Raw genomic sequence first — 19666 nt, forward strand, 5'->3', positions numbered from 1 at the left:
TTTGCATCGCGGTCATCGACGTTGAAATTCGGGAAGCCGGCAGGTCGCTTTTACGACAGTTAGAGCACTTGCCGGATATCGTGCACAACCGAGTCCACTGTCTGCTCGTGGGCCAGGCCCACGCGCAGCTGTCCATCGCGATCGAAAAGAAAACTGCGGGTGGAGTGATCGATGGTGTACGTCGGCCCCATCGGCACTTTTGCATAACTCACTTTCAGATTGCCTGCCGCCACCCGGATGTCGCCCTCGCTGCCGGTCAAACCAATAAAGTCCGGATCGAATGCCTTCACGTAGGTCCTGAGTACGTTTGGCTTATCGCGTTGCGGGTCCAGCGTGGCGAACGCGAACTGCACCTTCGCCGCATCCGCACCCAGCTTGCGCTTGACCTGCGCCGCACGCGCCAGCGTCGTCGGGCACACATCCGGGCAATGGGTGAAGCCGAAGAACAACACCAACGCCTTGCCACGAAAACTGCGCAATGGCCGTGGCGTGCCTTCGGTGTCGTAAAGGTAAAAATCCATTCCGCGCGCCATCGCGCTGAGGTCTGCGCCATTGGGAGCGGACCCACCGCCCCATTGCCCACATCCGGCCAATACGCAGACCAGACACCCCAGCATTACGTGCGACAGTCGTCGCTTCCACACAGATCGCATTGCTTGCATCCTGATTCCCATCCATTAAGAGCGGCCTTGCGCATGCCGTTCTATCGCGCGCCATTGATTGCGAATCGGCAGCAATCGCAGCCCTTGCTGCACACATTGGTCCGCCGTGTCATTCACCGGCGCTCCTGCGGTTGTACGCCAACTGCCTGGTCGCAGTGCTCCGCGTTCGGAATGCCATCGCTCGAAGCAATCCGACTCGGCTGTTGCGGTTCGCCTGCAGTCAGCCGGCGCAACTGGGCAGGGGTAATCAACGCCAGTGTCGGCACCAGCGTCAAAAGGGCAAGGCAAGGCGTCGCCGCCGCACGGGGCGGCAAAGCAAAGTAGGTCATCTACACGCTCCAGAACATCCAACATCACACCCGCTGACGGGTGCGGCTCTCCATCCGATGTTTCAGGCAAACAGCGGTGGACCGCGTGGCGCATGTGCCAACCAGCGTGCGGCTGATGGAGCCTCAGCGGCAAGACGCTCAACTGCACGCCGACCCCGACGGAGCGCAAACAGCACCCACGCCAGCAGCAGCCAGGGCAGCAGCCGCGCGGCGAGCAGGCAGTAATCGCAGGCAAACGCATGGCCGCCATCGGTGTGGTGCCGATCGTGTTCGGCGCTCGGCCACCGCTTGGCTGTCCCGGCCTGGGCGTCTGCTGCCAACTGCGCGGTATGTACACCGAAGGCATCGGCCGTCTCGCCAGCTGGCCAGGGCTGACTGTGGCAAAGCGGCCCGTCCAGAACGCCGGAGGCGTTCTCGAGCGTGCGGCTGACCAAGGGCGCGACCAACAGCAATAGCAGCGCCAGGCAAGCCAGGCGCTGCATCATGCTGAACAAGGGCGAGGGACGGAGGCGCACCCGCAAAGTGTAATGAAAAAACCGCACGCCACCTGCGACCCTTCGTCGCAGCCGGACACCTGGGTTCGCTCGGTGCTACGCACTGCATGCACTGCGCACCGCATCCGGGCCAGGCGCATCCCGCGCGGCGATCGGTCTGCACCATCAGCACCGGGCGCCACGCGCGCGCCGTTGCCTCACTGACCCTGCAGATACTCTTGCGTGGATCGCACTGCCGCATAGCCAAACTGAAACGCCGCCATCATTGTCGCGTGCACGTGGGCCGCAGGCACCTTGGTGCCATCGAAGTCCAGGTCCATCGTGGCGCAGGCATCGTGCAGCACTGTCACCGTATAGCCCATGTCGGCGGCGGCGCGTACGCAGGCATCCACGCACATGTGGCTCATCGCGCCAACAATCACCACGTCCGTCACACCGTGTTGCTGCAGCTGCTGCGCAAGCGGCGTCTCGCGAAAGGTGTTGACGTGCTGCTTGACGATGACCACTTCGCCATCCTGTGGCGCAACTGTGTCATGGGTCTGCGCGCCCTGCGAACCGGCCACGAGGAACGGGGCACCCGCAGCCGCCTCATGACGCACATGCAACACCGGAACGCCCGTGTCGCGCGCATTGACGATCACCGACAACGCATTTGCTGCAGCCGGTTCGATGCCGGTCAGTGGCAGCTTCCCACCTGGGAAATAATCGTTCTGCAGATCGATGACGATGACGGCCTTGGTCATGGTGTTTCTCGCGTTGAATGCCATGCATCAGCATGCGCCTGCCCGGTGATCACGACGAGTGGCACCGCCGACATCACCGGGCCGTTAGCGACATCCCACCGCCGCTCGACGTGCCGGAGACGCGCGTCGAAAAAGCTGATGGCCGGTAAGCTCAGGTCGCCCTGGCACTGCTTGCACCCGCAAACCGCTGCCGATAGTCGCTGGGCGACAGTCCAAGAATGCGTTTGAATACCTTGCGAAACGCCGCCGCATCCTGGTAACCGACGTCCCACGCAATCGCATCGATAGTCATGGCATTTGCTTCCAGCAAGGCGCGCGCCCGGCCGATCCGCAGCCGCTGGCAATACTCCGTGCTGGTCATACCGGTCGCCTTCTGGAACCGGCGCAAGAACGTGCGTGCCTCCAGCCCCGCGTGTGCTACCAGACGGGTCAGCGCCACATCCTGCGCACCGGTCTCCTGCAGCCAGTGCTGCACCCGCAGGATGGCCGCGTCGCCATGCGTCAAACGTGGCGAAAATACACTGTAATAGCGCTGCTGCCGGCCCGGCGGGTCGACCAGCAGCACGCGTGCGGTTTCCAGCATGACTGCCGCCCCCAGCAGGCGATCCACCAGCCGCAGACCCAGATCTGTCCACGACATCACGCCACCGGCGGACATGACATCGCCCTCGTCGATGAGCATCTCGTCCGAATCGACCCGGACCGCCGGAAAGCGCTGCTGCAGTGCGTCTGCATGCAGCCAGTGCGTGGTCATGCGACGTCCGTCCATCACGCCGGTGCCGGCCAGCAAGAACGCACCCGCACACACCGAGCACAGCATGACACCTTGGGCATGTTGCGCACGCAGCCAGTCAATCAGGCTGCCATTGCGCTCCTCATCCGGCGCATCGCCCAGACTTGGCGGCAGGATCAACGCACACAGGCGCGCACCAACGTGTGTATCGCTCTCAACTACACGCGACGGCGCAGCGCTGGGCGTTGCCTGCTGCCAATGCGTGACCTGGATCAATGCGCCCTCGGCTGCACCGCTCGCGCTTGCAAGCCGGTTAGCCACCGCAAACAAATCGGTAAGGCCAAGCACGGCCGCCTGCTGCGCATTGGCATACAGCACCACACCAACCTCGACCCTTTGCCTGGATGTCATCTCGTTCTCCACGCCGACTTGCATTCAGCAGCGCGCCATTAGTGCAGTTGAAGTAACCGAAGTACGCCGTCCATGCTCCTGCGCCACAGCTTCCCTCTCACGTCCACAGGAGTATGCCAATGACTTACATCATCCATGGTGCCACCGGCGCACAAGGCGCCCCGCTGCTCAATGTGCTGTTGCACGCCGGCAAGCAGGCCGTGGCCGCAGTGCGCAACGCCGACGCGGTCACCGGCCCCTCGGTGCAGATCGATAATGGCTCCGTCCAATCATTGACCGATGCCTATCGCGGCGCGCAGGGCGTCTTCATACACCTGCCTCAGGCGCCCGAGGACGTGCGCGTGGCCTATGCCACCAATATCGTCCAGGCCATCGACGCCGCAAAGCCCGCGCGCGTGCTGATTTCCACCAGCGGCAGCATCGTCGATGAACCGGACAACGCATTGCAGGCAGCCCCCAACTCGGCCATCGCCCTCCTGATCGATGGCGTGCAGCGCAGCGGTGTCTCCAGCGCCGTCATCGCCCCACGCCTGTATCTGGAAAACCTGCTGCTGCCCATGGTCATCGGCGGCGTGCACGCCAACGGCGTCCTCGGTTATCCGATCCGGGAAGATTTCCCGGTGTCCTGGAGCTCGCACCTGGACATCGCCGACGTTGCTGCCCTGCTGTTCGATCAGCCTGCCATCACCGGTGTGGTCGGCGTCGGCCAACTACCAGGCCTGCTGGGCGCAGACCTTGCTGCAGCAATGGCCAAGCACTTCAAGCGCGGTGTGCACTTTCAACCCGTGCAACCCGAAGCATTCGGCGAGCAATTGCAGCCCCTGCTCGGCCCCGCTGCCATGGCCGTCGCCGGGTTCTACCAGGCCCTTTGGCAAACCCCTGCCAACACCATCAACCCCGCCACCAGCGCCCAGCAATTGCTCGGCAGCACGCCGCGCAGCGTCGAACAGTGGTTGAAAGATCTGCTCGGCTAACGATGACAGCTAGTGCAGTGACTACCCGGCTGAGTCGGCGGCGCGGCACAGGCATCGCTTAAGCCTGTACTGCGCCGGCAACTGCGTGATCGTGAGCGCGAATCACTGGCTGCCGATAGAAGGCTGCGCATTCTTAAGCATTGCGGCCGAGCCGCGGCACGGGCGGGGACGTTCATACCTGCGGTACCGCCGCATTGCCGCGCCTGCCTCGTAGCTGCACACAGCAGCGTGTGCTTCGTGCAACCCTAAAGTCCGGGCCACACCTCAGAAGCGGTTGCGGTCTGGCTCAACCGCAGTGCAGGTTCCCTAGAAGGTTTCCGAGCCTTATTCGTCATGAATCCACTGTGCCAATCTCTCGAAATCGTCGTCACATTCATGCCGTTAAACTTGAAGGCAGCTTGGATCCTGTCCGGCGTGATGCTTATCGGCACTACACCCGACGAAACCGCTTGCATCGTCTGGTGGCCTACCAGGATTTGAACCTGAAACCCAAGGATTATGAGTTTTTAGTCGACGCGCCATGCCCAAGAAAATCAAGCGTAAGGAAACGTAATTAATAGAAAAAAGTAAGCTGCGCCAGCAATTTCACGCAGCTTGGCGAAGGCGTACAAAAATCAGCTCTGTACTGCTTAAGTACCGCCAAAGGACTAATCAATGCCAATCCAACCCAAGGCGTTTGTCACCTCACGCGCCACCGATCTCCCAACGGGTTCAGTCTTGACGACCGGCGGCAATTGGTTCGCCCATGCCAACATCGCGGCGCGGCGCGGGATGCGACAACAGAGTGCAGCTGTGGCCCTGACTGTCAACGGAATCATCCAGAATTATCACGCATGAGAACCGCCTCTCACTGGCTCCTCCTGCGACGGCCGGCATTACGTAATTACGAGGTACGTAACATTTTACGAAATCAATTGACTGGCTTGACCGAATCACTGCCGACCCACTTGCATGGTTGGAGAAGAACCCAGGGCTATGGAAAAACTGCGAGCGCAAGCTCAATGCCAGCTTGCAGATGATCCACTTGGCTTTGCTGCTCGGAAGAATTTGAACGGGCTTTGATAGGTTGCACAGGCTGCCAGGGGCCGACTTATATTATAAATAGATAATACCTAATTATAATATATTTCCCCACCCCCCTGTCCATAGGCTGAATCTGACTTGCGTATCGCGGCTGTCAGCCCGGATTTGTAGTTAAATGATAAATCCCATGATAACGCTTGGATAATAAATTGAAGAAAATCTACCTGATAGTTGCGCTACTAGCATCGGCGATAAGTTCCCAGACCGTGCTTGCGCAGGAACCAAGCTTTTACAATTGTCAAAATAAAGCGATCCGAGTGAACATCCCATCTATGCCCCTAGGCAAGGCAGTTGCTCGGTTCACAGAACTGACACGTTGCCCGGTATCGATCGATGCTGACGAAGTCGCAAACACGGATGTGAAAGAACTTCCGACTTTCATCGTGAAAGGTAAGCTGACTCCCCGCAAAGCGCTCGATTTGATGCTCTCGAGTACGCCATTGAAGGCAAAGGAAATCAGGGGCGGCTTCTCCATTTACGAAGACAACAATTACGACAGCAAACCATAAAGGACGCTCGTCAAGGCGTGTAAAGCGGGGACCCGCTGATACGAAAAGAGATGGCACTCTGCGGATGAGAAATTGAGCGTCATCGCATTCGAATGGTCGGAAGGTGTGCAGTTCGCTTTGCTTTGCGATCTGCACTTCTCCCCCCAATATCTCGCGCACTCATTGCAAAGCGATCACCGACATAGCCGCCATCGCAGAACGGACCCCGTAAGCGCTTCAAATTCGGTTTGTTGCGCTCAAGTGCCAGCAGCGCAATGAATCGTCCCGACTTCTGTAGACACCCCGCAGCCTCATGATGATTGCTGCTTTCCAAACTCTACCGGCGACAGCCCGTCGTTATGACCGTGCTGTCGCCGCGTGTTGTAAAACATCTAGATGTAGCTGAAGACATCGCACTTGGCTTCCTCGCGTATCACATAGACCCGTCGCTTGGTGCGCTCACGTTTCAGGAGCTGGAAGAAGCTTTCAGCAACTGCGTTGTCGTGGCCATTGCCGCGACGGATCATGCTGCTGACCAAGCCGTGTGCCTTCAAAAAGTCCTGCCAGTCGTTCCCGGTGAACTGTGTGCCTTGGTCGGAGTGGACCAGCAGTCCTGCAGGCGGCTGACGTCGCCATACGGCCATTATCAATGCGTGTAGCACCAGGTCGGTATGCATGGTCGATTGCATCGCCCAGCCCACGATCGTCCTTGAGGAAAGATCCAACACCACGGCCAGGTACACCCCCGTGCGTTCGAATGTAGGTGATGCCGGTGACCCATGCTTGATTAGCCACGCCAGGATCGAACTGACGCGCCAGTTGATTGCTGGTCACGGCGGCCAGTTTCTCGCCACGAACACCGGGCCGGCGGCCATAGTCGACCTGGGTACGCAAGCCTTCATGTCGCATCAGTCGCGCTGTCCGATGCTTGCCGCACGACTCAGCTATATCGCGAAGGTCACAGTTGATCTTGCGGTCACCATACACACAGCCGCTTTCCAGCAAGGACGGCTTGATCAGACCGAGAACGCGCGCGTCATTCTTGTCACGTTGCGACATCGGCGCGCTCCGCCATGCGTCGTATCCGCCGGGGTGTAGGCAGAACGCCCTGCACATATTCCGAAGGCGAAAGTCCCGCTCATGATCGAGCATAAACGCATATTTATTACGGCCAGCTTGGCAAAGTGCGCTGCGGCCTTTTTTAGTGTGTCTCGCTCGTCGGTGACCCGCCGCAACTCCGAGGTCTGTTCGATTGCCGCCGAATGCGTGGACGATGGGTAGGCCTAGTGCTTCCGCCAACCATATAGGCTGTGGATTGAGATGCCGAGCCGGCTGGCCACATCGGCCACTGAGTGGCCACGGTCGGTGACCTGCTTGACCGCCTCGACCTTGAACGCTTCGATGTATCGCTTGCTGCTCATAGACACCCCTATTGCTACCGTGAGTTACGGCTGCAAGGTATCGTAGGAAGGCCGGGGCGATTCATGGACTGCTTTTTGGTGGGCCCACCAGGATTCGAACCTGGAACCAAAGGATTATGAGTCCTCTGCTCTAACCGTTGAGCTATAGGCCCTGCTGCACAGCGCTCGCTGATGCCGCATGCCATGCGTCGGGCCCTCAGGAGTCGAGCAAGTTTACCTGTCTGTCAGCGAGCTTGTCTGCTGCGGCGCCGTCTTCTCTGCGGGTTCGTATCTGCGCCAGCTTGCTGCGATTCTGCAGGCGCCTGGTGTCTGCTGGACGCTTGGTAGATGGATGCCTGCACACCACAAACGCGCCCACACACCCACACCATCAAGCATCCGCTGTCTCACGCTGCTTATCGATCAACTGGCGACCTGCACGAAACCCCTGCGCGATGGCGTCCTGGTAGGTGTCCCAGGTCTGGGTCCGGTCGTTGATGCGTGGCAGACGCGTGCCGCCGCCGTCAGCGTAAACATCGACCCACAGTGTCCACTTGGCTGTGGGCGAAGCCTGTTCGACGCGTACACGGATTTCATGCTCGCAATACGTGGTGGTTTCGAAGCGGCTTTGTCTGCTCATCGGACGGTCTCAGGTTCCTGTCGCGCTCGAAGGTAAGGCGCCGGTTGCAATCTCGCGTGAGATTGCAGGAAACATCCACTTAATAGTGCGTTGCGGTGCGGCTTCGTCGCAAAGGCGTGAAGCCACGCCGTCCGAATCTGCGCCGCTGCTGCCCGGCTAGCATCGCCGGGCAGGTGCCTGAAACGCAACAGCCCCGCATGTGCGGGGCTGTTGTGCGACCACTATCCAGCAACGACTAGGGTCAGTCGATGTCCAGGAACGAGCGCAACTGTTCCGAGCGGCTGGGATGACGCAGCTTGCGCAACGCCTTGGCTTCTATCTGCCGGATCCGCTCGCGGGTGACGTCGAACTGCTTGCCGACTTCTTCCAGCGTGTGATCGGTGTTCATGTCGATACCGAAGCGCATCCGCAGCACCTTGGCCTCGCGCGGGGTCAAGCCGGCCAACACGTCCCGCACCGTCTCGGAGAGATTGATGTTGGTGGTGTTGTCGATCGGGGACTCCACATTGGTGTCCTCGATGAAGTCGCCCAGATGCGAATCCTCGTCGTCGCCGATCGGGGTTTCCATCGAGATCGGCTCCTTGGCGATTTTCATCACCTTGCGGATCTTGTCTTCCGGCATGTCCATTTCCTTGGCCAGTTCCTCCGGCGTGGCCTCGCGGCCAAACTGCTGGAGCATCTGACGGGAAATGCGGTTCAACTTGTTGATCGTTTCGATCATGTGCACCGGAATACGGATGGTGCGCGCCTGATCGGCGATCGAACGGGTGATGGCCTGACGGATCCACCACGTCGCATACGTGGAGAACTTGTAACCGCGACGGTATTCGAACTTGTCCACGGCCTTCATCAGACCGATGTTGCCTTCCTGGATCAGGTCCAGGAACTGCAGGCCGCGGTTGGTGTACTTCTTGGCGATGGAGATGACCAGACGCAGGTTGGCCTCGACCATTTCCTTCTTGGCCTTGCGCGCCTTGGCTTCGCCATAGGCCATCGCACGGCTGATCTCCTTGATCTCGCCCAGGGTCAGGTAGTTGGCCTTTTCCATCTCGATCGAGCCCTGCTGCTCGGACACGATCTGGTCCTTGACGTCGCGCAGCGCGGACGACCACTTCTGCTTGCGCTTAAGTGCGTCTTCCACCCATTCCAGGTTGGTCTGGTTGCCTTCCCAAGAGCGGATGAAGTCCTTGCGCGGCATGCGTGCCACGGTGGTCGCCAGGTGCAGCACCTTGCGCTCGTGGTCCTTGATGCCGTTGACCACGCCACGCAGCTGGGTGACCAGCGCGTCGGTCAGCGGCAGCGGCAGCTTGAGCGTGGTGAAGATGGCGGCCATGTCTTCGCGCGCCTTGACCACCAGCTTGTGCTCGGCGCCGTTCTTGGCATAGATCTTCTTGAACTTGGCGTATTCGTTGGCCAGATTCTCCATGCGCGTAGCGACTTCGACCGGGTCCGGACCGGTCGGGCCGGCCTCTTCTTCGGCAGCGTCGTCGTCGCCATCTTCGGCGTCGTCGTCGTCGGCAGCATCGTCTTCGGAGACGGCAACCGGGCCGGCGGCGGCCAACGCGGCAGCGGCGGCATCGGCTTCTTCGATCAGGTCGTTGAAGCCGACCACGATCTCGGCCAGACGCTTCTTGCCTTCCTTGTGCGCTTCGTAATCGGCGAGCAGCATTTCGGTCGACAGCGGGAACACGCCCAGTGCTGCCTGGACCTGGCTCAGGCCTTCTTCGATGCGCTTGGCGATGGCGATTTCGCCTTCGCGGGTCAGCAGCTCGACCGTGCCCATTTCGCGCATGTACATGCGCACCGGGTCGGTGGTACGGCCACCTTCGGTATCGAGCGCGGTCAGCGCTGCGGCGGCTTCTTCGGCGGCAGTGTCGTCAACCTCGCGGTTGCCGGTGTTGCCATCGTTGAGCAGCAGGGTTTCGGCATCGGGGGCAACTTCATGGACATCAATGCCCATGCCGTTGATCATGCTGATGATGTCTTCGATCTGCTCCGGGTCGACGAGGTCGTCGGGCAGATGGTCATTGACTTCGGCGTAGGTCAGATAGCCCTGTTCCAGGCCCTTGCTGATCAGTAGCTTGATGTCGGATTGCTGGGCAGGACGTTCGTTGGCCATGAGTGCTCGCGCCACCGGCTTTGAGATTGGAAAGAGAACCTAGCATTATACCAGCGTGAAGCCCGGTCTGCCGGAATCAAGACGGGACCGCTGGTAGAACTGCGCTGGCTAGGGTCTGAGAAGGAAGGTCACCGGGCCGTCATTGACCAGGTCGACAACCATATGGGCACCGAAGCGCCCGGTTTCCACCCCGCCGTGGTGGTTTTCGCGGCAGATCGCCACCAATTGATTGAACGCCCGTTCAGCCTCCAACGGCGGCGCCGCAGTGCTGAAGCCTGGCCGGTTACCGGAACTGGTGTCGGCGGCCAGGGTGAACTGGCTGACCAGCAACAGACCGCCGGCAGTGTCGGTGAGCGAGCGATTCATCTTGCCGTCATCGTCGCCAAACACCCGGTAGCTCAGCAGGCGCTCGGCAAGGCGCCGGATCTGCGCGTCGCTGTCGCCGGGCTCCACGCCGACCAGCGCCAGCAACCCGGGGCCGATTTGCCCGACGACCTGGCCCTCGACACTGACCGAGGCCCGGGTAACGCGTTGAATCAATGCAAGCATCGGCTTTCTCGCCCAGCAAACTGTGCCGCGCAGCATGCCCAGCGCTGTCCGCACTGTCACGCGCGGGCCTTCGCCGGCTGCGCTGTTTAGAATTGCGCGGATGAAACCTGATGTCCGCGCCCGACTGCTCTATGCCACCGCCGCCACCGTGGGCCGCCTGCCGTGGCCGCTGCTCAAACGCGTGGCCGATGCGCTGGCCTGGAGCTGGCGCAAGCTCAACGCGCGCGAAGCCCGCGTGGCCCGCCGCAACCTGGAACTGGCCTACCCGGAATTACCCGCCGCGCAGCGCGCGCAGCTGCACGCGCAAATCCTGCAATCGACCGCGCGCCAGACCCTGGAAGTGCTGCGCACCTGGACCCGCCCGCCGGCCGACAACCTGGCACGCCTGCAGCGCAACGGGCAGGAGCTCTACGACGCGGCGCTGGCGTCCGGACGTGGCGTGATCGTGGCGGCGCCGCACTTCGGCAACTGGGAGCTGCTCAACCAGTGGCTGTCCGAGCGCGGGCCGATCGCCATCGTGTACCGGCCGCCCGAGTCGGAGGCGGTCGACGGATTTCTGCAGCTGGCGCGCGGCGGCGACAACGTGCGCCAGGTACGTGCGGAAGGCCCGGCGGTGCGGCAGTTGTTCAAGGTACTCAAGGACGGCGGCGCGGTCGGCATCCTGCCCGACCAGCAGCCGAAGATGGGCGATGGCGTGTTTGCGCCGTTCTTCGGTATCCCGGCCTTGACCATGACCCTGGTCAACCGACTGGCCGAGCGCACCGGCGCCACCGTGCTGTACGGCTGGTGCGAACGCGCTGGCGGGGACCTGCAGTTTGCCCTGCACGTGCAACCGGCCGACCCGGCAGTGGCCGACCCCGACCCGGTGCGTGCCGCCAGCGCACTCAATGCCGGCATCGAACAGATCGCCCGGCGCGACCCGGCGCAGTATCAGTGGACCTACAAGCGCTACACGCTGCGCCCACCCGGCAGCGGCGAGGCCAACCCCTACGCGACCGAGCGGCATCCGCATTGATCGCCGCGCCGCGCCCGCCTGATCGAGCGCAGCAACCGGGCCGGGCGCGTCAGTCGTCGTGCGGGTCTGCAGGCGTGGCCAGAATGCGTTGATAGAACGCCAGATCCAGCCAGCGCCCGAACTTGAACCCGGCCTCGCGCACGGTGCCGGCATGGGTGAAGCCGAACTGTTCGTGCAGCGCGACGCTGGCCTGGTTGCTGGCGTCGATGCCACCGACCAGCACATGCACGCCACGCTGCTCGGCCGCGGCGATCAGCGCTTGCAACAACGTGCGCCCCAGGCCTTTGCCGCGATGGTCCTGGTGCACATAGATCGAATGTTCGACGCTGTACTTGAACGCCGGCCAGGCGCGAAAGGTGCCGTAGCTGGCAAAGCCCATCAGCGTGCCATCGGCATCTTCGACACCGATCACCGGAAAGCCGCCCGCACGCTTGGTGGCGAACCAGCCGACCATGCTCTCCGGCAGACGCGGCCGGTAGTCGTACAACGCGGTCGAGTTGGCGATGGCCTCGTTGAAGATGTCCAGGATCGCGCTGGCGTGACGCGCTTCGCTGCAGTCGATAAGACGCATGGGATCCGCTGAGCTGAGAGGTGATCGAATTAGAAAGCATTGCCGGGCGCTGAACAACGCGCGCGGCGCACAACCAATCGGCGCCTGTGCTGTCACTCAATCGCAGCCACTGGATGCAGCGTTCCACCCGATGGTGGCAACCGCCAGTTGCGAACCACGCGACAATGGCGGCATGCGGCCGGCACTGGCGCGGCGGCGTCCGCCTTGAAGCGGCCGTGGCAATCCCCATCTGGAGTCGTGCATGAGCAGCCCCGTCCCCTCCCCCAGTGCACAGGCCTTCGGCGACCCGGCAGCCATCCGCTGCGAGCGCGCCGCATCCGAGTTGCGCGCCGGCCGGCCGGTGCTGTTGACCGCCGCCGATGGGCAGGCGCGTGCGGTATTGGCGTTGGACAGCAGCACGGCGCAGTCGTATGCCGCGTTCGCACGTGCCGCACAGGGCCGTCACTATCTGTTCGTCACGCCGACCCGCGCCCAGGTGCTGGGGCTGACCGCGCCGCAGGGCGCGCGCGTGGCCCTGGCCGACTACAGCTACGACCAACTCGCCGCATTGGCCTATCTGCGCGACACCCCGGTGCCGGCGCAGTGGGCGGCCGGCGATGCGCTGGATGCCGGTGGGGTGGAGATCGCCCGGCTGGGATTGCTGCTGCCTGCCCTGCTGGCCGTGGAGCTGCGCGACGTGCACGCCCACGCCGCCTTTGCCGGATGCCAGTCGCTGAGCCTGGACGACCTGAGCAGTGGCTGCACCAAATCGGCAGCGGCCGGCTTTGAGCTCGTCACCCGCACGCCGGTGCCGTTGCGCGGCCTGGGCATGAGCGAATTCGTGGTGTTCCGCGGCGGCGTCGCGCAGCGTGACCAGGTGGCGATCGTGGTGGGCCAGCCCGACCTGTCGGGCGCGGTACCGGTGCGCGTGCACTCGTCGTGCCTTACCGGCGACCTGTTCGGCTCGCTCAAGTGCGACTGCGGCGACCAGCTGCGACACGGCCTGGCCAAGTTGAAGGATCTCGGCGGCGGTGTGCTGCTGTATCTGGATCAGGAAGGCCGCGGCACCGGCATCGCCGCCAAGATGCGCGCCTACGGCTACCAGCATGCCGGCCTGGACACCATCGATGCCGATGCGCAGCTGGGCTTCGGCCCGGACGAGCGCCGCTACGGCAGCGCGGTGGCGATGTTGCGCGGCCTGGGCATCGGCCGCATCCGCCTGCTGACCAATAACCCGGCCAAGGCCGAGCGGCTGCGCGCCGCGGGGATCGCTGTCGAAGATCGCATCCCGATCACCGGCGATATCACCCCTGAAAACGAGCAGTATCTGCGCACCAAGGCCACGCGCGCCGGCCATGCGCTGGATGTGGATGCGCTGATTCTGGCTGCGCAGTAAGCGCGGGCAGCAGGCTGCCTGGCTAGGTGCCGCTGGCACGCAGGCGGTGCGTGCCGGGGCCGATGCATCCGGCCATCGGCGCCTGATGCGTGCCTACTTTTGATGTCTGCTTGACGAAGTTCCTTGTTTCGATCGCCATCGCTGCGTGCCATCGGCGTGGGTGTCGGTCTGGGAGACCCGCCGTGTAGCGCAAACGCGCGCACTGATGAGGATCGCCTAACGAAACGACTGCGCACCCACCAGGCGGGCGCGGCCGGTGATCGGTGCTGCATGTACACACACTCCGGTTCTGAGCGTGCCGTCCACACCCACCTGACGACTGCTCGCTACGTTTCGTTAGCCGGTCAAAGGGCAATCTCGACTCCCGAACGTGTTTGCCCGCTGCACCACGACGTCCTCTGTCAGCCGTCCAACCCAGTTCCCCGCAACCCAAGGCCAGAGCGGATGCGCCCTGACCGGGCACCCGGCTATGCTTGCGCACCGCTTCTGCAGGCACGCCTCGTGCACGACGCTCCACCGCCGCACCCCGACATCCTGGTCAGCGCCGCGCCTGCCGACACACCGCCGGTGGACCACGCGCACTGGCAGCAGTTGCCACGCCGTGGCGCCTACGTGGCCGCGGTCAATGGCGCACTTGGCGGTGGCTGTGCCGGCCTGATCGCGGCCGGTGTCATCGTCACTGCGCTGCACGCCTGGCACTACTGGCCGGCGGTGCTGGGCGTGACGCTGGTGCTGGCGATGCTGTGCGCATGGCTGGCGGTCAAACGGCACCGACTCACGCTGTGGAAACTCGACCAGCATGGCCTGGCGCTGCAACGCGGGCATCTGTGGCAGAGCGACACGCGCGTACCGATCTCGCGCGTGCAGCACGTGGATCTGCGCCGCGGCCCGATCGAACGCGCCACGCGCCTGACCACGCTGGTGGTACACACCGCCGGCAGCCGGCTCAATGCGGTGGCGCTGTCCGGCCTGGATCAGGCCGATGCCGAACATCTGCGCGACCGCCTCGCCCGCCAGCTCGATCACCACGACGACGCGCTGTGAATGCCATCGAGCACCCCGGCCACGACGAGCAGCGCCTGCATCCACTGTCGTGGGTGTTCGTGCTGCTGCAGCAGATTCGCCAGTTCCTGATTCCGTTGGTCGCCTTGGTCGTGTTCGGCAGCCGCGACGGCAGCCGCGATTTTGCCGACCACATCGCCACCGCCGTGGTGATCGCCGTGCTGGTGGCGATTTCGGTGCTGCGTTACTTCACCTATCGCTATCGCATCGGGCAAGACAGCGTGGCGATCCGCAGCGGCCTGCTGGAGCGCAGCCGGCGCGACATTCCATTCGCCCGCATCCACAACGTGGTGGTGCATCAATCGCTGCTACACCGGTTGGCCGGCGTGGCGGAAGTGCGGCTGGAATCGGCCGGCGGGCACAAACCCGAAGCGGAAATGCGCGTGCTGCGACTGGACCAGGCGCTGGCGCTGGAAGATCTGATACGGCGCCGCGCCCACCACGCCGATGCAGCTGCAGCTGCCGTGCAGACCGACGACCGCACCACCTTGTTGCGCCTGCCGATGGGCGAAGTGATTCGGCTGGGCCTGATTTCCAACCGCGGCATGGTGGTGGTCGCCGCCAGTTTCGGCGTGATCTATCAGATGATTCCGCGCCGGGTGGCGTCCAGCTTTATCGAGACCAATGGCGAGATCGCATACCGCTACGTCAGCCAGATCCATCCGGGCGCGGCGGTGACCACGATCCTGGTGGCGATCGCCGCCGTGGCGGTGCTGCTGGCCATGCGCGCGCTCTCGGTGGCCCTGGCCGTGGCGCAATACCACGGCTTTCATCTCAGCGAATCGGAGCGGCGCCTCACCGTGGAGCGCGGCCTGCTGACACGTATCCGCAGCAGCGTGGCACTGCGACGGATCCAGTCTTGGACGGTGTACGAAAGCCGGCTGCATCGCCTGTTTGGCCGCCGCCAGTTGCGCGTGGATACCGCCGTGACCAACACCGGCGACAACCACGATAGCGCGCTGAAAGAGCTGGCACCGATCGCCGAGCCGCAGCGGTGCGATGCCTTGTTGCAGCGTCTGCTGCCGGGTATTGCGTGGCCGCCGGCGCAGTGGCAGGCGATCGCCACGCATTGCTGGTGGCGGCTGAGCCTGCCGACGCTGCTGATGTTGCTGCCGCTGGTGGCCGGGCTAGCGTGGCAGTTCGGCAGTCAGGCTGCGTGGCTGCTGCTGTGGCTGCCGTGGAGCGCCTTCAAGGCGCATCGCCAAGTGCACCGCATGGGCTATGCGGTGGACGCGCGCTATGTGGCGGTGCGCGGCGGCTGGTGGAAGCGCTGGTGGCGGCTGGCCGAACTGGACAAGCTGCAGGCGCTGCAGCTGCAACGCTCGCCACTGGATCGCCTGACCGGCACCGCCACGCTGTGGCTGGACACCGCCGGCGCCAGTCCCACCGGCCCGGCCTTGCGCTTGCGCTTTGTGCCTTTGGCGCAGGCGCAGGCGCTGCAAACGCAACTTGGCGCCGCGCTGGCACGGCGCAAGCTGCGTTGGTGATTGGTGATTGGTGATTGGTGATTGGTGATTGGTGATTGGTGATTGGTGATTGGACCAGCCTCGCTGATCGGCAGGGAGATCGCCCACGACCGACGATCAGCGCTGCGCCGGACCCCAATAGCCGAGCTCGCGCCGAATCTGCAGGCCACGCCACAGGGCGCCCAGCGGCTTGCGTCGCAGCGTGCCGAGCTTGCCGGCGATGAAATCCTCAGTGGCGGCAATCACCCGTTCGGACGATCTGCCATCGCGATACGGATGGATCGCATCGGCATAACTGGCCAGCGCGCTGCGTAGTTCGGCATCCGGCGCCAGCGCGCGCGCCAGTTGCTGCGGCAACTGCGCCGGCTGCTGAAAGTCCAGCATATGCGGCTGCGGCACGCGGTTGCGGAAGGTCACCACCGGTTTGTGCTGCACCACGAACTCGGAGACGATCGACGAGGTATCGGAGACCAGCACATCGGCCGCACGCTGCGCCGCCACGACCTCTTCGGGCTCGACGAACCGCGCATTGGCACCAGCCAGCGCGCGATAGCGGTCGAACAATTCCGGCGCGCATTTTGGATGCAAGGTGAGCAGCCAGTAGTGCGCACCGCGCGCGATATCGGCGGCGATTTCCTCATACAGCACAGGTGCCGCACTCAGGCGCTCGGTAAAGGTGGAACCGAACAGGATCACCGGCCGCCCGTTAGCGGGCGTACGCAGCGTGGCGCTGTGCCCGCCGTCATCGCGAAACACCGGATCGAGTTTGGGCCAGCCGGTTTCCACCACCGCAAAATGGCCTTCGCGCGCCGCCAGTGCACGAAACGGCGCAGTGGTGGCCGGGCCTTGCGTGCAATACAGATCGAACAAGCCGCGCACGCGGAAATGGCCGCGATTGTCCTCTCGCTTTTGCACGTTGAAGCCGTGGAAAAGCTGCACCTTGGCGCCAGAAATAAACGGCGGCACCCAGTTGGCCGCACTGAACACCGCACGCGGACGCAGGGCCAGCGCCTCGCGCAACCCCACTTCGCGCACGCCCGGCAGCACCAGTCCGCGTGCACCGCCTTCATACCAGGCGGCAACCGTGTCGCCGCGGGCCTGTAATGCCTGCGCCAATGGCGCCAGAATAGGCAACGCGTAACGCTCCGTTGCGAACAGCAGGTAATCGGCCATCACATGTCCTCTTCGACCGCACCCGACGAACGGCCTTGCATTAGCGCCTGCATTATCGCGTTCAACGAGGCCGATCGCCTACGCGACTGCCTGACCTCGCTGGCGTTCTGCGATGAGATCCTGGTGGTCGACTCCGGTTCCAACGATGCCACCGCTGCCATTGCCAGCGCGCATGGCGCGCGCGTGCTGCAACGCGCCTTCGATGGCTACCGCAGCCAGAAGGCGTATTGCGTCGCGCAAGCCGGCCACGACTGGGTGCTGTGCCTGGATGCGGACGAACGCATCAGCGACAGCTTGCGCGCATCGATCCTGGCGGCACGCGATGCCGGCTTTGCCGACGCGGCCGGCTACCGTTTTGCGCGGCTCTCCGAGTATTTCGGCCGCTTCTTGCGCCACGGCAATGCGTATCCGGACCGCGTGCTGCGCCTGTTCGACCGACGCCGTGGCGGCTGGCGCGGCAAGCGCGAGATCCACGAAGCGGCCAGCGTCGATGGTGCCGTGGTCACCTTGCGCGGCGACCTGGTCCACTACCCCTATCGGTCGCTGATGCAGCAGCTGGCCAAGACCCAGCGCTACGCACAGATGATGGCCGAGCACGACTACGCCCGCGGCAAGCGCGCGACCTGGAGCAAGCTGGTGTTGGCGCCGGCCTGGCGCTTCTGGCGCGGCTATCTGCTGCGCGGCGGGTTTCGCGATGGCTGGCACGGGCTGATCTACGCCTACGTGCGTGCCAACTACGTGCGCCAGAAGACCATCATGCTGTGGCTGCTACAGCACAACCAGCCGGTACAGGACCCGCCGCGTGCTGCGGATCAACACATCGACTGAGCGCGGTCAGCACGGCTGCTGCGCTCATCGCCAGGCGGCGCGACCGATGCGCTCGGTGGCCACGTACCCGTCGCGCAGATGAATCGCTTCGCATGGGCGGGCAGACGCATGACGGCTTGCCCAGGTCTGGATGCTTGTTGGCCGCGCTCAGCCGATCAGGTTCCGAACACGCAAAGCGTGTCCGACTCACCACCGCTCGCTACGCGTTGCCGACAGCCTTCGGTATTGCCGGCTGTGCCTGACGCGCGGCCAGACCCACCAATACGCCGACCATCGCCGAGTAGAAGCTTGCCGACACCTGATGCGCGAACATCGACTGGGTCAATCCGCACAGCGCATAGCTGATCACGATCATCACCCCGGCCGCCGCCGGCCCGCGGAACTGCACCTGCCCGCTGCGTCGATGCAAGCGCACGAACACCCACAGCGGCACGCCATAGACCGCAATCAGCAGCAACAGCCCGGGCACGCCCTGGGTGGCACCCCATTCGGCCAGATCGTTATGCGCATGGCCCAGATGGCAGCGCAGCAGCCAGGTGCCGCTGGCACAGACCGGCAACTCGCGCATCGCATCATCGAACCGACCTACACCGACGCCGGTCAGCGGATGCGCGCGCAAGGTATCCCAGGCCACATGCAGGCGTTCGATGCGGGCCCCGGCAGACGAATCGCTGTCGCCCACTTCGTAGCGTTGCAGATCGCTCTGCAACTCGCCCAGGCGCATCTGGTCGGTCAATGCGGGCACGCTGACGACCACACCCACCGCCAGCACCGCGCCACCGACGAAGGTCAGCAGCCGCATGCGCGCGCTATGCCACGGCGCGCCCCAGGCCAGCACGCCCACGGTGGCCAGCAACGCCAGCCACACGCCGCGGCTGCCGCTGAGCACGATCACCACCACCGCTGCGACCGCCGCAGCGACCAGCCAGCGCACAGCGCCGACCGGACGACAAAACGCCACCACCACCAGCAACATCAGCGCGATGTCGGCAAACACAATCGCATTGGTAAAGCCTTCTGCACGGTCGGCGCCATTCATCACCTGCAGCAATGCGATCAACATGGCTGCAAACACCCCGGCTAATGCGCCCCGCCACAGCCAGACCTGGCGTGGTTGCAAGGCGTAAGCCCATAACGCCGCCCAGGGCAGCACCAGAAAGCGCGAGCGGTTGTCGACATCGCGCAGGCCGTGCTCGAACAAGGCGATCGACAGCAGCGACATTGCGATCACGACCACCGTCAGCCACCCCACCGCGCGCAACGCGCCGCTGCGCGCCGCGATGCCGGCACCCAGGCTGCGCCAGCCGACCAGCGAGCCAAGCAACAGGCACAGGCCGAACGGCAGCAAGCCGCTGGGCATGCTCACCACCAACGCGGTCAGCGTGAACACCCCCAGCTCGGCGATGCCCACGCCCGCGCGCGATGCCACGGGTGCGGACTGCGGGAGCGAAGTGGGCTGGGTACGCAGTGAATTCATTGAAAGATCGGTGGCGGAAGGGGGCGAGACAGGCACTGCGCGTCAGCGACGCCGCCCAAGCTAACGATGTCCCG

General features: G+C 63.7%; 19 protein-coding genes, 1 tRNA gene, 1 other RNA gene and 2 pseudogenes. 10 read left to right on the top strand and 13 right to left on the bottom strand.

Features of this window, described 5'->3' with window-relative positions:
• Window positions 1–59: 59 nt before the first annotated feature.
• The 5 genes from ACZZ0O_RS02680 to ACZZ0O_RS02700 form a co-directional block, all read right to left on the bottom strand.
• Window positions 60–521 carry an SCO family protein gene (locus ACZZ0O_RS02680; protein WP_236699221.1) on the bottom strand — a complete coding sequence of 154 codons (462 nt, stop codon included), beginning with the start codon at window positions 519–521 and terminating at the stop codon, window positions 60–62.
• 254 nt (window positions 522–775) lie between these two features.
• Window positions 776–991 carry a hypothetical protein gene (locus ACZZ0O_RS02685; protein WP_463592150.1) on the bottom strand — a complete coding sequence of 72 codons (216 nt, stop codon included), beginning with the start codon at window positions 989–991 and terminating at the stop codon, window positions 776–778.
• Window positions 992–1053: 62 nt separating this feature from the next.
• The gene (locus ACZZ0O_RS02690) at window positions 1054–1473 is read right to left on the bottom strand and encodes a DUF2946 family protein (protein WP_463592151.1); all 420 of its coding nucleotides are present in this window, start codon (window positions 1471–1473) and stop codon (window positions 1054–1056) included.
• Window positions 1474–1682: 209 nt separating this feature from the next.
• Window positions 1683–2228 carry a cysteine hydrolase family protein gene (locus ACZZ0O_RS02695; RefSeq protein WP_463592152.1) on the bottom strand — a complete coding sequence of 182 codons (546 nt, stop codon included), beginning with the start codon at window positions 2226–2228 and terminating at the stop codon, window positions 1683–1685.
• Between the two features lie 151 nt (window positions 2229–2379).
• Window positions 2380–3372 (bottom strand): GlxA family transcriptional regulator, encoded by a 993-nt coding sequence (locus ACZZ0O_RS02700; RefSeq protein ID WP_463592153.1) that lies wholly within the window; start codon window positions 3370–3372, stop codon window positions 2380–2382.
• A gap of 119 nt (window positions 3373–3491) precedes the next feature.
• Between ACZZ0O_RS02700 and ACZZ0O_RS02705 the strand changes: the two genes are divergently transcribed.
• The 4 genes and pseudogenes from ACZZ0O_RS02705 (at window position 3492) to ACZZ0O_RS02720 (ending at window position 5938) form a co-directional block, all read left to right on the top strand.
• Window positions 3492–4346: an NmrA family NAD(P)-binding protein gene (locus tag ACZZ0O_RS02705; protein WP_463592154.1), complete on the top strand. Its 855-nt coding sequence runs from the start codon at window positions 3492–3494 to the stop codon at window positions 4344–4346.
• A gap of 654 nt (window positions 4347–5000) precedes the next feature.
• A complete protein-coding gene (locus ACZZ0O_RS02710; RefSeq protein WP_463592155.1) occupies window positions 5001–5183 on the top strand; it encodes a hypothetical protein in 183 nt (60 codons plus the stop codon).
• 112 nt (window positions 5184–5295) lie between these two features.
• Window positions 5296–5397 (top strand): annotated as a pseudogene (locus tag ACZZ0O_RS02715) (IS5/IS1182 family transposase); the annotation flags it as partial.
• Window positions 5398–5578: 181 nt separating this feature from the next.
• Window positions 5579–5938, top strand: a complete 360-nt coding sequence (locus ACZZ0O_RS02720) for a hypothetical protein (RefSeq protein WP_115529033.1) — start codon at window positions 5579–5581, stop codon at window positions 5936–5938.
• A 216-nt stretch (window positions 5939–6154) separates the two neighbouring features.
• Here the strand turns inward: ACZZ0O_RS02720 and ACZZ0O_RS02725 are convergent.
• The 5 genes and pseudogenes from ACZZ0O_RS02725 to dtd all read right to left on the bottom strand — a co-directional run bounded on the left by ACZZ0O_RS02725 (window position 6155) and on the right by dtd (window position 10625).
• Window positions 6155–7338 (bottom strand): annotated as a pseudogene (locus ACZZ0O_RS02725) (IS3 family transposase).
• 76 nt (window positions 7339–7414) lie between these two features.
• Window positions 7415–7490, bottom strand: a tRNA-Ile gene (locus ACZZ0O_RS02730).
• 218 nt (window positions 7491–7708) lie between these two features.
• Window positions 7709–7957 carry a hypothetical protein gene (locus ACZZ0O_RS02735; protein ID WP_463592156.1) on the bottom strand — a complete coding sequence of 83 codons (249 nt, stop codon included), beginning with the start codon at window positions 7955–7957 and terminating at the stop codon, window positions 7709–7711.
• A gap of 241 nt (window positions 7958–8198) precedes the next feature.
• Window positions 8199–10076: an RNA polymerase sigma factor RpoD gene (rpoD, locus tag ACZZ0O_RS02740; protein WP_055847682.1), complete on the bottom strand. Its 1878-nt coding sequence runs from the start codon at window positions 10074–10076 to the stop codon at window positions 8199–8201.
• Between the two features lie 108 nt (window positions 10077–10184).
• The gene (dtd, locus tag ACZZ0O_RS02745) at window positions 10185–10625 is read right to left on the bottom strand and encodes a D-aminoacyl-tRNA deacylase (protein ID WP_463592538.1); all 441 of its coding nucleotides are present in this window, start codon (window positions 10623–10625) and stop codon (window positions 10185–10187) included.
• Here dtd and ACZZ0O_RS02750 point away from each other — a divergent pair.
• Complete coding sequence (locus tag ACZZ0O_RS02750) at window positions 10624–11640, top strand: lauroyl acyltransferase (protein ID WP_193552917.1); 1017 nt, start codon at window positions 10624–10626, stop codon at window positions 11638–11640. The genes dtd and ACZZ0O_RS02750 overlap by 2 nt on opposite strands.
• 49 nt (window positions 11641–11689) lie before the next feature.
• Here ACZZ0O_RS02750 and ACZZ0O_RS02755 read toward each other — a convergent pair whose 3' ends face one another.
• Window positions 11690–12211 carry a GNAT family N-acetyltransferase gene (locus tag ACZZ0O_RS02755; protein ID WP_055847672.1) on the bottom strand — a complete coding sequence of 174 codons (522 nt, stop codon included), beginning with the start codon at window positions 12209–12211 and terminating at the stop codon, window positions 11690–11692.
• 241 nt (window positions 12212–12452) lie between these two features.
• On the opposite strand from ACZZ0O_RS02755, the gene ribA reads away from it, so the two are divergent.
• The 4 genes from ribA to ACZZ0O_RS02775 all read left to right on the top strand — a co-directional run bounded on the left by ribA (window position 12453) and on the right by ACZZ0O_RS02775 (window position 16135).
• Window positions 12453–13586 (top strand): GTP cyclohydrolase II RibA, encoded by a 1134-nt coding sequence (gene ribA, locus ACZZ0O_RS02760; RefSeq protein ID WP_463592157.1) that lies wholly within the window; start codon window positions 12453–12455, stop codon window positions 13584–13586.
• A 270-nt stretch (window positions 13587–13856) separates the two neighbouring features.
• Window positions 13857–13928: non-coding RNA, sX9 sRNA (locus ACZZ0O_RS02765), on the top strand.
• A 225-nt stretch (window positions 13929–14153) separates the two neighbouring features.
• Entirely contained in the window at window positions 14154–14630 is a 477-nt protein-coding gene (locus ACZZ0O_RS02770) for a PH domain-containing protein (protein ID WP_055850214.1), read from the top strand.
• On the top strand, window positions 14627–16135 hold the full coding sequence (locus ACZZ0O_RS02775) for a PH domain-containing protein (protein WP_463592158.1): 1509 nt from the start codon (window positions 14627–14629) through the stop codon (window positions 16133–16135). Before ACZZ0O_RS02770 ends, ACZZ0O_RS02775 begins: the two co-directional genes overlap by 4 nt.
• Window positions 16136–16231: 96 nt before the next feature.
• Here the strand turns inward: ACZZ0O_RS02775 and ACZZ0O_RS02780 are convergent, their stop codons facing one another.
• Window positions 16232–17290 carry a CDP-glycerol glycerophosphotransferase family protein gene (locus ACZZ0O_RS02780; RefSeq protein ID WP_463592159.1) on the bottom strand — a complete coding sequence of 353 codons (1059 nt, stop codon included), beginning with the start codon at window positions 17288–17290 and terminating at the stop codon, window positions 16232–16234.
• Between ACZZ0O_RS02780 and ACZZ0O_RS02785 the strand changes: the two genes are divergently transcribed.
• Window positions 17291–18115: a glycosyltransferase family 2 protein gene (locus ACZZ0O_RS02785; protein ID WP_463592160.1), complete on the top strand. Its 825-nt coding sequence runs from the start codon at window positions 17291–17293 to the stop codon at window positions 18113–18115. It abuts the gene before it with no gap.
• Window positions 18116–18314: 199 nt separating this feature from the next.
• Here ACZZ0O_RS02785 and ACZZ0O_RS02790 read toward each other — a convergent pair whose 3' ends face one another.
• Entirely contained in the window at window positions 18315–19592 is a 1278-nt protein-coding gene (locus ACZZ0O_RS02790) for an O-antigen ligase family protein (RefSeq protein ID WP_463592161.1), read from the bottom strand.
• Between the last annotated feature and the right edge of the window lie 74 nt (window positions 19593–19666).

This window comes from Xanthomonas sp. AC360 (genome assembly GCF_979258225.1).

Excerpts from the sequence above, each read along its gene's own strand:
- ACZZ0O_RS02695 (WP_463592152.1), bottom strand. The coding sequence starts at position 2,228 with ATGACCAAGGCCGTCATCGTCATCGATCTGCAGAACGATTATTTCCCA.
- ACZZ0O_RS02755 (WP_055847672.1), bottom strand. The coding sequence starts at position 12,211 with ATGCGTCTTATCGACTGCAGCGAAGCGCGTCACGCCAGCGCGATCCTG.
- dtd (WP_463592538.1), bottom strand. The coding sequence starts at position 10,625 with ATGCTTGCATTGATTCAACGCGTTACCCGGGCCTCGGTCAGTGTCGAG.
- ACZZ0O_RS02690 (WP_463592151.1), bottom strand. The coding sequence starts at position 1,473 with ATGCAGCGCCTGGCTTGCCTGGCGCTGCTATTGCTGTTGGTCGCGCCC.
- ACZZ0O_RS02685 (WP_463592150.1), bottom strand. The coding sequence starts at position 991 with ATGACCTACTTTGCTTTGCCGCCCCGTGCGGCGGCGACGCCTTGCCTT.
- ACZZ0O_RS02710 (WP_463592155.1), top strand. The coding sequence starts at position 5,001 with ATGCCAATCCAACCCAAGGCGTTTGTCACCTCACGCGCCACCGATCTC.
- ACZZ0O_RS02705 (WP_463592154.1), top strand. The coding sequence starts at position 3,492 with ATGACTTACATCATCCATGGTGCCACCGGCGCACAAGGCGCCCCGCTG.
- ribA (WP_463592157.1), top strand. The coding sequence starts at position 12,453 with ATGAGCAGCCCCGTCCCCTCCCCCAGTGCACAGGCCTTCGGCGACCCG.
- ACZZ0O_RS02700 (WP_463592153.1), bottom strand. The coding sequence starts at position 3,372 with ATGACATCCAGGCAAAGGGTCGAGGTTGGTGTGGTGCTGTATGCCAAT.
- ACZZ0O_RS02735 (WP_463592156.1), bottom strand. The coding sequence starts at position 7,957 with ATGAGCAGACAAAGCCGCTTCGAAACCACCACGTATTGCGAGCATGAA.
- ACZZ0O_RS02790 (WP_463592161.1), bottom strand. The coding sequence starts at position 19,592 with ATGAATTCACTGCGTACCCAGCCCACTTCGCTCCCGCAGTCCGCACCC.
- ACZZ0O_RS02680 (WP_236699221.1), bottom strand. The coding sequence starts at position 521 with ATGGATTTTTACCTTTACGACACCGAAGGCACGCCACGGCCATTGCGC.
- ACZZ0O_RS02785 (WP_463592160.1), top strand. The coding sequence starts at position 17,291 with ATGTCCTCTTCGACCGCACCCGACGAACGGCCTTGCATTAGCGCCTGC.
- rpoD (WP_055847682.1), bottom strand. The coding sequence starts at position 10,076 with ATGGCCAACGAACGTCCTGCCCAGCAATCCGACATCAAGCTACTGATC.